The 14,278-nt window shown below is 65.2% G+C and carries 8 protein-coding genes; 2 read left to right on the top strand and 6 right to left on the bottom strand.

Going from position 1 to position 14,278, the window contains the following annotated elements; genetic code table 11:
* Positions 1-30: 30 nt before the first annotated feature.
* The gene (putA, locus tag B0G57_RS15930; protein WP_018441389.1) at positions 31-4,002 is read right to left on the bottom strand and encodes a trifunctional transcriptional regulator/proline dehydrogenase/L-glutamate gamma-semialdehyde dehydrogenase; all 3,972 of its coding nucleotides are present in this window, start codon (positions 4,000-4,002) and stop codon (positions 31-33) included.
* 490 nt (positions 4,003-4,492) lie between these two features.
* Here putA and B0G57_RS15925 point away from each other — a divergent pair, with 490 nt between their 5' ends.
* Entirely contained in the window at positions 4,493-4,675 is a 183-nt protein-coding gene (locus tag B0G57_RS15925; RefSeq protein ID WP_018441388.1) for a hypothetical protein, read from the top strand.
* 292 nt (positions 4,676-4,967) lie between these two features.
* Here B0G57_RS15925 and B0G57_RS15920 read toward each other — a convergent pair whose 3' ends face one another.
* Together B0G57_RS15920 and hemE are read right to left on the bottom strand one after the other, a co-directional pair.
* The gene (locus tag B0G57_RS15920) at positions 4,968-7,190 is read right to left on the bottom strand and encodes a primosomal protein N' (protein WP_018441387.1); all 2,223 of its coding nucleotides are present in this window, start codon (positions 7,188-7,190) and stop codon (positions 4,968-4,970) included.
* A 440-nt stretch (positions 7,191-7,630) separates the two neighbouring features.
* Positions 7,631-8,737 carry a uroporphyrinogen decarboxylase gene (hemE, locus tag B0G57_RS15915; protein ID WP_018441386.1) on the bottom strand — a complete coding sequence of 369 codons (1,107 nt, stop codon included), beginning with the start codon at positions 8,735-8,737 and terminating at the stop codon, positions 7,631-7,633.
* Between the two features lie 345 nt (positions 8,738-9,082).
* Between hemE and B0G57_RS15910 the strand changes: the two genes are divergently transcribed.
* Positions 9,083-9,808, top strand: coding sequence for a transporter substrate-binding domain-containing protein (locus tag B0G57_RS15910; protein ID WP_083925656.1), 726 nt, complete (start codon positions 9,083-9,085; stop codon positions 9,806-9,808).
* 646 nt (positions 9,809-10,454) lie between these two features.
* Here B0G57_RS15910 and B0G57_RS15905 read toward each other — a convergent pair.
* From B0G57_RS15905 to atpD, 3 genes are all read right to left on the bottom strand, one after another.
* Complete coding sequence (locus tag B0G57_RS15905) at positions 10,455-12,185, bottom strand: AMP-binding protein (RefSeq protein ID WP_018441383.1); 1,731 nt, start codon at positions 12,183-12,185, stop codon at positions 10,455-10,457.
* Between the two features lie 195 nt (positions 12,186-12,380).
* Positions 12,381-12,809, bottom strand: a complete 429-nt coding sequence (locus tag B0G57_RS15900) for a F0F1 ATP synthase subunit epsilon (protein ID WP_018441382.1) — start codon at positions 12,807-12,809, stop codon at positions 12,381-12,383.
* A 66-nt stretch (positions 12,810-12,875) separates the two neighbouring features.
* Positions 12,876-14,270, bottom strand: a complete 1,395-nt coding sequence (gene atpD, locus B0G57_RS15895) for a F0F1 ATP synthase subunit beta (protein WP_026229795.1) — start codon at positions 14,268-14,270, stop codon at positions 12,876-12,878.
* Positions 14,271-14,278 lie beyond the last annotated feature (8 nt).

The raw sequence follows: 14,278 nt of genomic DNA, 5'->3' as shown, positions 1-14,278 counted from the left end.
CCTTTTTTGAGACCATCGGCCGAGGGTCGCTTAGCCGATCGTCATCAAATTCGCGTTACCGCCCGCCGCGGCCGTGTTCACGCTGACCGAGCGCTCCGTGAGCAGGCGCTCGAGCGCATAGTCTTCGTCGCCGTTCGCGAGCGCATTCGTCGCCACGCCCTGCACCGACACGATCGGCCCGTTGCGCTTCGACACTTCCTTCACGAGCGCAAGCAGTTCATCGCTGTCGCCTTCGAAGAGCACCGCGTCGAACGGCGCGTCGGCGCCGTTTCGGGTGCTCGCGAAGTGCTTGAGCGGTGCCGGCAACGCGGCGACGAGCGCCTCGCCGGCCGCACCCGCGAACAACGCGCGGTTGCCCGTTGCCAGCACCGCCGCGAATTGCGCTCGGGCGCCGCTCGCCGTGGAAGGCACGCAGCATACCGTGCCGCGAGCGCCGAGCGTGAACGTGTTGCGTTCCCCGGTCGGTCCGGGCAAGACGGCCGTCGCGCCGGCCGGGAGATTCGACAGATACCCGTCGCAACGCGCCGCGAGCGCTGGCTCGCGCTCGGCAATGAGCCACTCGCGCAGCGCAACGAGCGCCGCGCGCGGAGTCGGCATGCCGCTCGCGTCGCCGCTCATGCCGCCGTTCTTGTCGCTCGGCTGCGTATCGGCCACGAGCATGGTCGACAGCGCTTTCGGCAAGCCAGCGGGGCGCTTGGCTAGCAGCCGCTGCAGATAGAGCGGGCCACCCGCTTTCGGCCCCGTGCCGGACAGACCCTCGCCGCCAAACGGCTGAACGCCGACGACGGCGCCGATCACGTTGCGGTTGACGTAGATGTTGCCGACATGCGCACGGCCGACGACATGCGCGATCGTCTCGTCGATGCGCGTATGAATCCCGAGTGTGAGCCCGTAGCCCGTCGCGCGAATCGCTTCGAGCAGCTTGTCGAGCTCGCTGCGGCGAAAGCGCACGACATGCAGCACGGGCCCGAACACCTCGCGCTTGAGTTCCGCGATGCCGTCGATCTCGATCAGCGTCGGCGCGATGAAAGTCCCATGCGAACAGGCGTCCGCGAGCGGCAGTTGCGTCACCTCACGGCCTTTTTCGCGCATGGCGGCGATATGCGTTTCGATCGTCCGCTTCGCATCGATGTCGATGACAGGGCCGACGTCCGTCGAGAGGCGATCCGGGTTGCCTACGGAGAGCTCGCTCATCGCGCCGCGCAGCATCCTCAGCGTCCGATCGGCGATCTCCTCTTGCAGACAAAGTACGCGCAACGCGGAGCAACGCTGGCCGGCCGAGTCGAACGCGGACTGCATGACGTCGGCAACAACCTGCTCGGCGAGCGCTGACGAGTCGACGATCATCGCGTTCTGCCCGCCCGTCTCCGCGATCAGCGGAATCGGCTTGCCCTCAGGGTCGAGACGATTGGCCAGCGTCCTGTCGATCAATCGCGCGACTTCTGTCGAGCCCGTGAACATGACGCCGCGCGTGCGGGCATCGGCGACGAGCGTCGCACCGACGGTCTCCCCATCGCCCGGCAGCAGTTGCACGGCGCCCGGCGGCACGCCGGCCTCGCGCAGAAGCCGCACGGCCTGCGCGGCGATCAGCGGTGTTTGCTCGGCCGGCTTCGCGAGCACCGTATTGCCGGCCGCTAGCGCCGCCGCGACCTGCCCCATGAAAATCGCGAGCGGAAAATTCCACGGACTGATACAGACGACAGGGCCGAGCGGCCGGTGGGTATCGTTCGAGAACTCCGCGCGGATCTGCGCCGAGTAGTAGCGCAGGAAATCGACGGCTTCGCGAATCTCCGAAATCGCGTTCGCTAGCGATTTGCCCGCCTCGCGCACGATGAGACCCATCAGCGTATGCATCTGCGCTTCGAGCAAGTCGGCCGCGCGCGCAAGGCAGTCAGCACGCGCCTCGACGGGGGTCGATTGCCAGATCGGGGCGGCGGCGACAGCGTTGGCCAGTGCCGTGTCGACATGCTCGCGCGTCGCTTCGAGGACGGTGCCGACGATGTCGCGATGATCGGCAGGATTGCGCACCTCGCGCGCGCCCGGGGCACGTGCACTCGCCGCGAGCGGAGCATTGTCGGCGAGCATCGGCGCCGCGCGCCAACCGTGATGAGCGCTTGCGAGCAAGGCCGAGGAGAGCGACGCCAGGCGATGCTCGTTCGAGAGATCGAGCCCCATCGAGTTGACGCGCTCGGCGCCGTACAGCTCGCGCGGCAGCGGGATCTTCGCATGCGGCGCGCCGAGCGGCGCGATCTTCGAGGCTTCCTCCACCGGGTCGCCGACGAGCGACGCGACGGGCACGGTCTCGTCGGCGATGCGATTCACGAACGAGGTATTGGCGCCGTTTTCGAGCAAACGCCGGACGAGATAGGCGAGCAGCGTCTCATGCGTGCCGACGGGGGCATAGATCCGGCAAGGGCGATTGAGCTTGTCGCGCCCCGTCACCTCTTCGTAAAGCGGCTCGCCCATGCCGTGCAGGCATTGGAACTCGTATTGGCCGGGGTAGTAGTTCTGGCCGGCCAGATGATAGATCGCTGAAAGCGTATGCGCGTTGTGCGTCGCGAACTGCGGATAGACGGCGTCCGGTGCCGCGAGCAGCCGCTTCGCGCAGGCGAGATACGAGACATCCGTGTAGACCTTGCGCGTATAGACGGGATAACCTTCGAGCCCATCGATCTGCGCGCGCTTGATTTCGCTGTCCCAGTAGGCGCCCTTCACGAGCCGGACCATGATGCGATGACGGCTGCGGCGCGCGAGATCGACGACGTAGTCGATCACGTACGGGCAACGCTTCTGATAAGCCTGGACGACGAAGCCGATGCCGTTCCAGCCCGCGAGCTCGGCATCGAAGCAAAGCGCCTCCAGTAGATCGAGCGAAATCTCGAGCCGGTCAGCTTCTTCCGCGTCGATGTTGAGCCCGATGTCGTAGCGGCGCGCGAGCAGCGCGAGCGAGCGCACGCGCGGCAGCAGTTCGCTCATCGCGCGCTCGTGCTGCGAGCGCGAGTAGCGCGGATGCAGCGCGGAGAGCTTGATCGAGATGCCCGGCCCCTCGTAGATGCCGCGGCCGCCCGCCGCCTTGCCGATCGCGTGGATCGCCTGTTCGTACGAGGCGTAGTAACGTTGCGCGTCCTCCTCGGTCGTGGCCGCTTCGCCGAGCATGTCGTACGAGTAGCGGAAGCCGCGCGCCTCGTATTTGCGGCTGTTCGCGAGCGCCTCCGAGATCGTCTCGCCCGTGACGAACTGCTCGCCCATCAGCCGCATCGCGATATCGACGCCCTTGCGGATCAGCGGCTCGCCGCCCCTGCCGATGAGGCGCGTGAGCGCCGACGACAGGCCCGCTTCGCTGTTCGTCGTGACGAGCTTGCCCGTAATCATCAAGCCCCACGTCGCCGCATTGACGAAGAGCGACGGCGCGTGACCGACGTGCGACTTCCAGTCGCCTTTGCTGATCTTGTCGCGAATCAAGGCATCGCGCGTCGCGCGATCCGGAATCCGCAGAAGCGCTTCCGCCAGGCACATGAGCGCGACCCCTTCCTGGCTCGACAGCGAAAATTCATGAATGAGCCCTTCGACGCCGCCGCCCGTGCGCTTCGCACGCAACGTCTCGACGAGACCCGCCGCCATCTTGCTCGCTTGCGCCGCGAGCGTTTCAGGCAGCCGTGCCTCGCCGATCAGCACCGGCACGCACTCGGGTTCCGGGCGGCGGTAGGCCGCCGTGATGGCCGCGCGCAGCACCGATTGGGGCTGCACGCTCTGCGCGAAATCGAGAAACGGATGCGGCGCGCCTTCTTCCTCGGAGTCGGCCGCATGGCCGTCAGCGAACTCGGTGATACCGGCCGCGCCCGACAGTTCGGGCGGCACTTGCCCATGCTCGATCTTCTCGAGGTAAGCGAAGATCGCCTGCTTGATGAGCCAATGCGGGGTGCGCTCGAGACGCGCGGCGGCTTCCTTGAGCCGCGAGCGAAGAAGATCGTCGACCTTCACGCCAAGGGTGGTACTCGCCATGTTTCTTCGACGCCGGTCAAGCACCGGCAAATGACCAAAAGGTGGCCGAATCGTACGCTTTCAAATTAAACGGTGCAACCGATTACCCGCATCGGTTGCACCCGCCGCTACGGCCTTTCAGCCCAACGATTTCCGGCGAATCGCGACAGGCGGGGCGCGGCCGGTTGCGGTCGGTGTTTTCCCTGATTGGTGTCGTCGAGGCGGATGCGTTCCGACGCCCCCCATCGGCGCGTCGAGCCCGCTTCGAGGCGACCTAGAGCGGGCTTCGACCCCGCATCGAACCCGCGTCGCTCCTCGATCGGGCGAAGTGCGGCAGTTTCCCCGCCTTTATCGATGCTTCATCATTCCACGCCGACGCGAATAATCGCTGTCAGTCGGAGGCCGTATGTGCGTGCGACCTCCTTACAACACCGCTGCAGAAGGCGCTTCCGGTTGCCGTAAACCCGTTGAGCGCCCCACCGCACGGAGCGCGGAAGGGAAGGAGCGCGAAATGGAGATGTGGATCATAGTCGGCGGTATCTGGCTCTTGGCGATGGTGTGCCTCACGTTGTTCATCCGCGGCGCTTCGCCGGCGCGCAACCGGGCGCTCGCCATGGCGCGCTCGCGCGAAAGGCGGCTGAAGCACAGAGAAGCGGGGAACGCGCGCGAGACCACTGCAGCCAGCGAGCGCTGACCTCCGAGACCACCGCGCGCAAAAAGCGCGATAAAAGCAACACGCGAGGCTCACATGCTTTGCTGCCACGAAAGCCGGTCTTCGGCGCGATATTGTCGGCAACTGCCGCAGCGGCGGCGGCCGGCCACTCCGGCCAGCGCGAGACGAGTCGCCTGCGGCCCGTCGAGCGGTACCTACGGTTCCAGCTACGCGATCGGGGTCCGCGCGCGCGCCCGCGCGGCGCGCAACCGCTTGCGATAACGCCCGGGCTCGGCGCGCAACGCTTTGTCCGGTTCGCCAGCCGGCCGGCGGATCAGATATCGAGCGGATCGACCTCGAGACTCCAGCGCAACGCGCCTTTCGTCGCACGCAGCGCCGGCTGCCACGCACGCAGCGTCGCGAGCAGCGCGGCACGCGATCCGCTCTCGACGAGCAACTGCGCGCGATGCACGTTCGCGACCTTGACGATCGTCATCGGGACAGGGTCGTAGACAGTGACACGGTCGGCCGTCCCGATTTCGGCGAGTGCGACGCAAGCCTGCTGCAAGAACGCGAGTGCCCCCTCGAGCGTGCGCGCTTCGGCGCGCAGCAGCGCCTGATAGACGAAAGGCGGCAGCCGCGCGTCGCGACGCTCGCCGAGCGTCGCGTCGGCGAAGCCCACGTAGTCGTGACGGGAAAGCGCCTGGTAAAGCGCATGGCGCGGGTACCGCGTTTGCACGAGCACCTCGCCGGGCAAGCCCGCGCGTCCGGCGCGCCCGCTGACCTGCATCAGCTGCGCAAAGAGCCGCTCGCCCGCTCGAAAGTCGTGCGAAAAAAGCGCCGCATCGGCATTGAGCACACCCACGAGCGAGACGCGCCTGAAGTCGTGTCCCTTCGCGATCATCTGCGTGCCGACGAGTATGTCGACCTCGCCCGCGTGAACGTCGGAAAAAAGTGCCTGCGCGCTGCCCTTGCGACGCGTGCTGTCCGCGTCGATGCGCAAGACGCGCGCCCCCGGCACGAGCGCCGCGAGCGTCTCCTCGACGCGTTGCGTGCCGCGTCCGAGCGGCGCGAGATCGACGTTGCCGCAGTCGGGGCAGGCGCGCGGAATCCGCGTTTCCCAGCCGCAGTGATGGCAGCGCATGGCGCTCTCGGGCTTGTGCAGCACGACGTAGGCGCTGCAGCGCGGGCAGCCGGCCACCCAGCCGCAGGCGTCGCACGCGAGCACGGGCGCGTAGCCGCGCCGATTGAGAAAGACGAGGCTTTGCTCGCCGCGCTCGACTCGCGCCTTCAATGCGCCGACGAGCGGCCCGGAGAGCCCGTCGACGCTTGCCCTGCCGCGCCGGCGCTCGTCTTCGAGGTCGATCATCCGCACCGCCGGCAGCGCGGCGTCGGCCACGGCGCGGCGCGCGAGCGTGAGCCGGCGATAGCGGCCTTGCCCCGCGTGCCACCAGCTTTCGAGCGACGGTGTCGCGGAGCCCAGCACCACCGGAATCGACAGTTGCTTCGCGCGCCAGACGGCGAGATCGCGGGCCGAGTAGCGCAGTCCTTCCTGCTGCTTGTAGGCCGGATCGTGCTCCTCGTCGACGACGACGAGCGCAAGCCGCGGCAGCGAAGCCAGCACCGCCAGGCGCGTGCCGAGCACGATGCGCGCGTGGCCTCGATGCGCCGCGAGCCAGCTGCGCGCTCGCTCGCCGTCGGCCATGCCGCTGTGCAGCGTCACGACCGACGCGGGTCCGTGCAGTGCCGCGAAACGCGCGCGAAACGCGGCCTCGAACTGCGGCGTCAGATTGATCTCGGGAACGAGGACGAGCGCCTGGGCGTCGGGCCGTTCCGTGAAGAGCGCGTCGAGCGCATGCAAATAGACCTCGGTCTTGCCGCTTCCCGTCACACCGTGCAGCAGGAACGGCGCGAAACCGCGCGCGGCCCGGATTGTCTCGTATGCCTGCGCCTGCTCGTCCGTCAGCACGGGGCGCCCGGCCGGCAACGCCGAGGCCGATGGCCTATCGATCGTCTCGACCCATCCGCTTGCCACCCACTCGCTCAGCACCGACAGCGCCTTGGCATTGATCGCCCGCGCGTCGGCGGCATCGAGCGCCGCGCGCTCCGCAAGCGCCGCCGCCAGCCGCCGCAGCGCGCTCGCACGCGGCGGCAATGCGTCCGGCAGCGCGGTCCGTCCCTCGTCCGTCAGGCGAAAAGTCCGCGGCGGCTCTTCGAGCCGGCTCCAACGGGCCGGCTCGCGCAGCGCCTGCGGCAGCGCAGGCAATGCCACTTCTCCGGGTGAGCGCTGGTAGTAATCGGCGGCGAACGTGACGAGTTCGAGCCATTCGCCCGCGAGCGGAGCCACGGCATGGCAGACGGCGCGCACATCGCGCAGCCGATCGGCCGGGACTTCGCTCGTCGCGGCGACCTCCCAGATGAGGCCGACGACTTGCCGCTTGCCGAATGGGACGCTCGCGAGCATTCCGGGCTCGGGAGCCAGCGCGGGATCGCAGCGATAGTCGAAAAGCGTCGGCAGCGGGTGATCGAGCGCGATGCGGACGAAAACCTCATTCATGCGACGCGCGCTCGCGGAAAAGACCAGCGCGGCGGCGATACGACCCGAATATTGGCAAGTGCGACTTAAAGTAATACATGAGATTCGCCGCTAAGTTCACGATCTTGTTGAGAATTGCTCAGCGGGGAGCCGCTTCTGTGGATAACTTTGTTGACAAGTGCCGCGCCAAAAGCCATCGAATGGCGTGGCGACGGCCTTCCGTGGGCAACCGCACATTTCTGCCTTCGCCCGCAAACCCTTGTCGAACAAGGCCAACAGCGTTCCGCTACATCGTTTGAACGTCAGAGTCAACCGCCCTGAACTCTACCGCGCCGCAACGAAAGGAATGTGTATAAGTCAAGTCTTGACAATTGCCGAAGCGCCGGTCGGCGGCGCATTCGGGGTGGGTTAGCCCTTAGATCGCGAGCCCAGCTCGTTGCATCGCAACACTAAGTCCATATTTAAGCGGGCTCGGCCGGCCGTTGTCCTGCCCGAACGGCGCGGCTCGCGCGGTGCACTTCGTCGACGAGCTCGGCGACATGATCGGGCGGCGTGAACTGCGAAATGCCATGACCGAGGTTGAAGACGTGCCCCGGGTGATTGCCGAAGCGCTCGACGAGCGTGCGAGCTTCGCGGCGAATCGCCGCCGGCGGAGCGAACAGCACGGTCGGATCGAGGTTGCCCTGCAGCGCTACGCGCGAGCCGACTCGCTCCCGCGCATGGCCGAGGTCGACGGTCCAGTCGAGCCCGACCGCCTCGACACCCGTGGCGGCAATCGCTTCGAGCCATTGGCCGCCGCCCTTCGTGAACGCGATCAGCGGGATCCGCGCGCCGTCGTGCTCGCGCTTGACGCCGCGCGCGACCGCTTCGATGTAGCGAAGCGAAAATTGCTGAAAGACGCCGTCGGCCAGCGCCCCGCCCCAGGTATCGAAAATCATCGCGGCTTGGGCGCCCGCCTCGATTTGCGCATTGAGGTACGCGCTAACCGCTCGCGCGTTGACCTCGAGGATGCGATGCATGAGATCCGGCCGCGCATAGAGCATCGTCTTGACCGTGCGAAAGTCGGCCGAGCCGCCGCCTTCGACCATATAGCATGCGAGCGTCCACGGGCTGCCCGAAAAGCCGATCAGCGGCACGCGCTGCCTACCCTGGCCGTCGGTGAGCGCGCGCCGGATCTCGCGAACCGCGTCGACGACATAGCCGAGCGTCGCCTCGATATCGGGCACCTCGAGACGCGCAACGTCGGCTTCGCTGCGCACGGGCCGGGCAAAGCGCGGCCCCTCGCCGGCCTCGAACGAAAGCCCGAGTCCCATGGCGTCGGGAATCGTCAGAATGTCCGAGAAGAGGATCGCGGCATCGAGCGGATAACGCGCAAGCGGCTGCAACGTCACCTCGGTCGCATAGTCCGGGTTCTTGGCAAGGCCGAGAAAGCTCCCCGCGCGCTCGCGAGTCGCGTTGTACTCGGGCAAGTAGCGGCCGGCCTGGCGCATGAGCCAGATCGGGGTGTAATCGGTCGGCTGGCGCAGCAGCGCACGCAAAAAAGTATCGTTGAGCAGAGTCGAGGCCACGGTTCGATGCAATGGGCGGCAAAGCGTTGCGAGCGGTCATTCTACCGGACCAGACAGCCCCGCCCGCGCGGCACGCCGTTTTGCTGAGCGGATCCTGTTACGATCGCGCGGAAATGCCGCAGCCTGTCGATTGAAGACGGGCGAACACAGGCCTTGTCTTGAACGGGAGCAACTTCGATGAAAAAGAACGTCCTCGCACGCCTTGCCGGCTTGGTGTGCTTCCTCGGTTTGAGTTGCACCCACGGGGTTTTTGCTCAGTCGCAACCGGCTTCGGTTCCGAGCCACGTCGTGCCGGGTGGCAACGACGCCGCAGCCGCTTCCCATTCCGGAGGCCCCGTGCAGGCAATGCCCGTGGCGCCGGGCCCCGTTGACGGACGACTCGATGCGATCATCGCGCGCGGCACGTTGCGCGTGTGCACCACGGGCGATTACAAACCGTTCTCGTTCCTCGCCGCCGACGGCAAATTCGAAGGCATCGACATCGACATGGCGGAGTCGCTCGCGAAATCGCTCGGCGTGAAAACCGAATACGTCAAGACGACGTGGCCGAACCTGATGAGCGACTTCGTCGCGAAGTGCGACATCGCCGCCGGCGGCGTCTCGACGACGCTCGAGCGCCAGAAGCGCGTGTTCTTTTCGGAGCCCTACATGGTCGATGGAAAAACGCCGATCGCCCGCTGCGCCGACGCGGACAAGTATCAGACGGTCGCGCAGATCGACGAGCCGGCGACGCGCGTCATCGTCAATCCGGGCGGCACCAACGAGCGCTTCGCGAGGCAGTACCTTCCTCACGCGAGCCTCACCGTCTATCCGGACAACGTCACGATCTTCAAACAGATTCTGGCCGGCAAGGCCGATGTGATGGTGACCGACGCCTCGGAGACGCTGCTGCAGCAAAAGCTCAATCCAGGCCTTTGCGCGATCCATCCCGACAAGCCGTTCCAATATGGCGAGAAGGCCTACATGCTGCCGCGCGGCGATGTTGTCTATCAGCAGTACGTCGACCAATGGTTGCACCTCGCCAGGGCAACGGGCGAATTTCAGACGATCTCCGACAAGTGGCTCAAATAAGTTCAAGGCCGCTTCGCGCACCGCACGGTGACTTCCTCGCGCCACGGCGGCACGGTGTCTGAAGGGAACCCGTTTACATTTGGATTGCCGGGGAACACTGCCGAATCATCTCGATGCGAGCCGTTCTCGCTTTTATTTCGAGTAGCAGTTGCATAAAACGGGAATATTCGCATTAAATGATTTCCGGTTTATTCGATTGCTTACATGCAATCGATTTCAAACAACTGTCGAATCGGAAACATTGACATTCCAGCAGATAAGAAACGGCAAAAAATCCCGCGAAGCCTTGTCCGGCGTGGCGTTACATCCTGAAACACTTTGTTACCGCGTCGTCGGGCTAATTCGCCCACAATGCCCCTCAACGGTTTCAACACAGATGTCGTTCATCGCCGAATTCGCAACACATTGAAGAGCATCAAAAAATCGGCGAGCAACAACGAATTCCTCTCTGGGAACATCTCTGTTGGAGCCGTTGCAGGTGCGGTTGTCGTTGGTGTTATTGATCGGCACCTGTCAGTTCCTTCATTGGTCTCCTCGCGCTAACCCCGTAGCGTGTGGTTTTTAGCGGGCCGCTGGCCCGCTTTTTTTTTGCCCGGCGTTTGCTTGCTCGATGCGCTCCATGCGCACGTTGGCTTGACGGTAGACGTCAGCAGGTCTTCGGCATCGCGAGCTTGAGCTCTTCGATCATCCGCTCGCGCATCACGAACTTCTGGACTTTGCCCGTCACCGTCATCGGCATGTCGTCGACGAAGCGGATGTAGCGCGGCACCTTGTAGTGCGCAATCTGGCCGCGGCAGTATTCGCGCACTTCGTCCTCGGTCATTCGCTCGCCAGGGCGAACGACGATCCAAGCGCAGACTTCCTCGCCGTACTTCGCGTCGGGTACGCCGAAGACTTGAACGCTTTGAATCTTCGGATGTCGGAACAGGAACTCCTCGATCTCGCGCGGATAAACGTTTTCGCCGCCCCGTATCAACATGTCCTTCAAGCGGCCGACGATGTTGCAGTAGCCTTCGGCGTCGATCGTCGCGAGATCGCCCGTGCGCATCCAGCCGTCGACGATCGATTCGCGCGTGCGTGACTCGTCGTCCCAGTAGCCCAACATGACGGAGTATCCCTTCGTCCAGAGCTCGCCTGTCGCGCCGACCGGCAGGATCTGTCCCGTCTCGTCGACGACTTTCGCCTCGAGGTGCGGCTGGATGCGGCCGACCGTCGATGTCCGTTTTTCGAGCGGGTCGGTCGTCGAACTCTGGAACGACACGGGGCTCGTCTCGGTCATGCCATAGGCGATCGTGATCTCCGACAAATGCATACGCGCGACCACGCGTTTCATCGTCTCGATCGGACATGGCGAGCCCGCCATGATGCCTGTGCGCAGCGCGCCGAGATCGAACTTGTCGAAGTCGGGATGATCGAGCTCCGCGATGAACATCGTCGGGACGCCGTGCAAGGCGGTGCAACGCTCTTCCGAAACCGCCGCAAGTGTCGCGGCCGCATCGAACGCCTCACCCGGGAAGACCATTTGCGCGCCGACCGATACGCACGCGAGAACCGCGAGCACCATGCCGAAGCAGTGATAGAGCGGGACCGGGATGCAAAGCGAGTCGGCTTCCGTCAATCGCATGGCCATCGCGATATAGCGTGCATTGTTGACGACGTTGCGATGAGTGAGCGTCGCGCCTTTCGGATTGCCCGTCGTGCCGCTCGTGAACTGAATGTTGATGGGGTCGCGAGCGTCGAGCGATGCGGCGATCTCGTCGAGCGACACTGTCTCGAGCGCCATGCGCCCCATCTCGACGAGCTCGCTGAACGTCAGCATGCCCGGCGTTTCCTGGTCGCACATGCGAATCACCGAGCGCAGATGCGACAGGCGCGCCGCGTGCAGCTGCCCCGGCGAGGCATCCGCCAGCTCAGGGGCCAGCGCCTGCAACATTTCGAGGTACTTCGATGTCTTGAAGTGCTCCGCCGCAATGATGGCCGTGCATGCCGATTTATTCAGCGCGTATTCGAGTTCGGCGAGCCGGTAGGCGGGATTGATGTTGACAAGGATTGCCCCGATGCGAGCGGTTGCGAACTGCGTCATCAGCCACTCGACCCGATTGGGCGACCAGATGCCCACGCGGTCTCCGCGGACGATCCCGAGCGACGCCAGGCCCGCGGCGAGCACATCGACTTCGTCGGCGAACTCGCGCCATGTCCAGCGAATGCCTTGCTCGCGGAACACGACAGCAGGCCGATCCGGAAAACGTCGGACGGTATCGAGCAGAAACTCGCCGAGCGTCGCTTCGGAAAGCGGCGTGTCGGTCGAGCCGCGCACGTAGGAAAGCCCGCCTTGAGGCGCGATGATTGCGCCACTATCGGAATTCGGTGTAGCCATCGGCGTCCCCTCTCTCCTTGTCGCGAATTCATGCCGCGGTTCTCGCAGCCCTCAAGACACGCACGTCCGGGAAGATTCTGCCATCGGCGCCAGGCCCCCGCATCGAGGGTAACCCGCAGCCGAGCCCCCAAAACAAAATGCCGTTCGGCGAGTTCGCCGAACGGCATCGTAGCCGACCTTGCGTCGGTTCGTCGGTCAGTGCTGCGTCGTCCGCATCTTGCGCAAGCGCTGAATGGCCGCAAGCTGCGCGACCGCATAGGCGAGCTCGGCTTGCGCCGTCGCATACTCGAGGTTCGAGCCCGAGTTCTGCAGCGCCTCTTCGGCACGCTTGCGCGCCTGGTCCGCCTTCGCCTCGTCGAGATCCTTGCCGCGGATCGCCGTGTCGGCAAGCACCGTCACCGCGCCGGGCTGCACTTCGAGAATGCCCCCCGCCACGAACACGAACTCCTCGTCGCCATTCTCGGCCTCGATGCGCACGGCACCGGGGCGAATCCGCGTGATGAGCGGCGTGTGCCCCGGCAGAATGCCGAGCTCACCCGCCTCGCCCGGGAGGGCGACGAACTTCGCCTGGCCCGAAAAGATCTGCTCTTCGGCGCTGACGACGTCTACTTTGATCGTTGCCATATCGACTCCATGTCGGCCTGAGCAGGCGCGTCAGCGCCTCACTCAGATCCCCATTACACCCGACCCTTACTGGATCTTCTTGGCCTTCTCGAAGGCTTCGTCGATCGTGCCGACCATGTAGAACGCCTGCTCGGGCAAATGATCGCACTCGCCGTCGACGATCATCTTGAAGCCGCGGATCGTCTCCTTGAGCGGCACGTACTTGCCCGGCGCGCCCGTGAACACCTCGGCGACGTGGAACGGCTGCGACAGGAAACGCTGGATCTTTCGCGCACGCGCGACCGACAGCTTGTCCTCGGGCGAAAGCTCGTCCATGCCGAGAATCGCGATGATGTCGCGCAGCTCCTTATAGCGCTGCAGCGTTTGCTGCACGCGGCGCGTCGTCGTGTAGTGCTCTTCGCCGATCACGTTCGGGTCGATCTGACGCGAGGTCGAATCGAGCGGATCGACGGCCGGATAAATACCGAGCGAGGCGATGTCGCGCGAAAGCACGACGGTCGCGTCGAGGTGGCCGAACGTCGTGGCCGGCGACGGGTCCGTCAAGTCGTCCGCGGGCACGTAGACGGCTTGCACCGACGTGATCGAGCCCGTCTTCGTCGACGTGATGCGTTCCTGCAGCTTGCCCATTTCCTCGGCGAGCGTCGGCTGATAGCCCACCGCCGACGGCATCCGGCCCAGCAGTGCCGACACTTCGGTACCGGCCAGCGTGAAACGGTAGATGTTGTCGACGAAGAAGAGCACGTCGCGACCTTCGTCACGGAAATGCTCGGCCATCGTCAGACCCGTCAGCGCCACGCGCAGACGGTTGCCCGGCGGCTCGTTCATCTGGCCGTAGACGAGGGCCACCTTGTCGAGCACGTTTGAGTCCTTCATTTCGTGGTAGAAGTCGTTCCCTTCACGGGTACGCTCGCCCACGCCCGCGAACACGGAGTAGCCGCCGTGCTCCTTCGCGATGTTGTTGATGAGCTCCATCATGTTGACGGTCTTGCCGACGCCGGCGCCGCCGAAGAGGCCCACCTTGCCGCCCTTCGCGAACGGGCAGATCAAGTCGATCACCTTGATGCCCGTCTCGAGCAGCTCCGTCGACGGCGAAAGCTCGTCGAACTGCGGCGCCTTCTGGTGGATCGAGCGGATGTTCTCGCTCTCGATCGCACCGGCTTCGTCGATCGGACGGCCCAGCACGTCCATGATGCGGCCGAGCGTCGGCTTGCCGACCGGCACGCTGATCGGCTTGCCCGTATTCTTGACGGTCACGCCGCGACGCAGGCCTTCGGCCGCGCCGAGACAAATCGTGCGCACGACGCCGTCGCCGAGCTGCTGTTGCACCTCGAGCGTCAAATCCGTCCCCTCGAGAACGAGGGCGTCGTAGACCTTCGGCATCTGCTCGCGCGGGAACTCCACGTCGATCACGGCGCCGATGCACTGTACGATCTTGCCTTCCACCAAAGCAGTTGTACTCATCGCTTTTC

The sequence above is a fragment of the Trinickia symbiotica genome (assembly GCF_002934455.1).
GTDB lineage: Bacteria > Pseudomonadota > Gammaproteobacteria > Burkholderiales > Burkholderiaceae > Trinickia > Trinickia symbiotica.
Note: the sequence above shows the minus strand (reverse complement) of the source record. Positions and strands in the feature narration are given on the sequence as shown.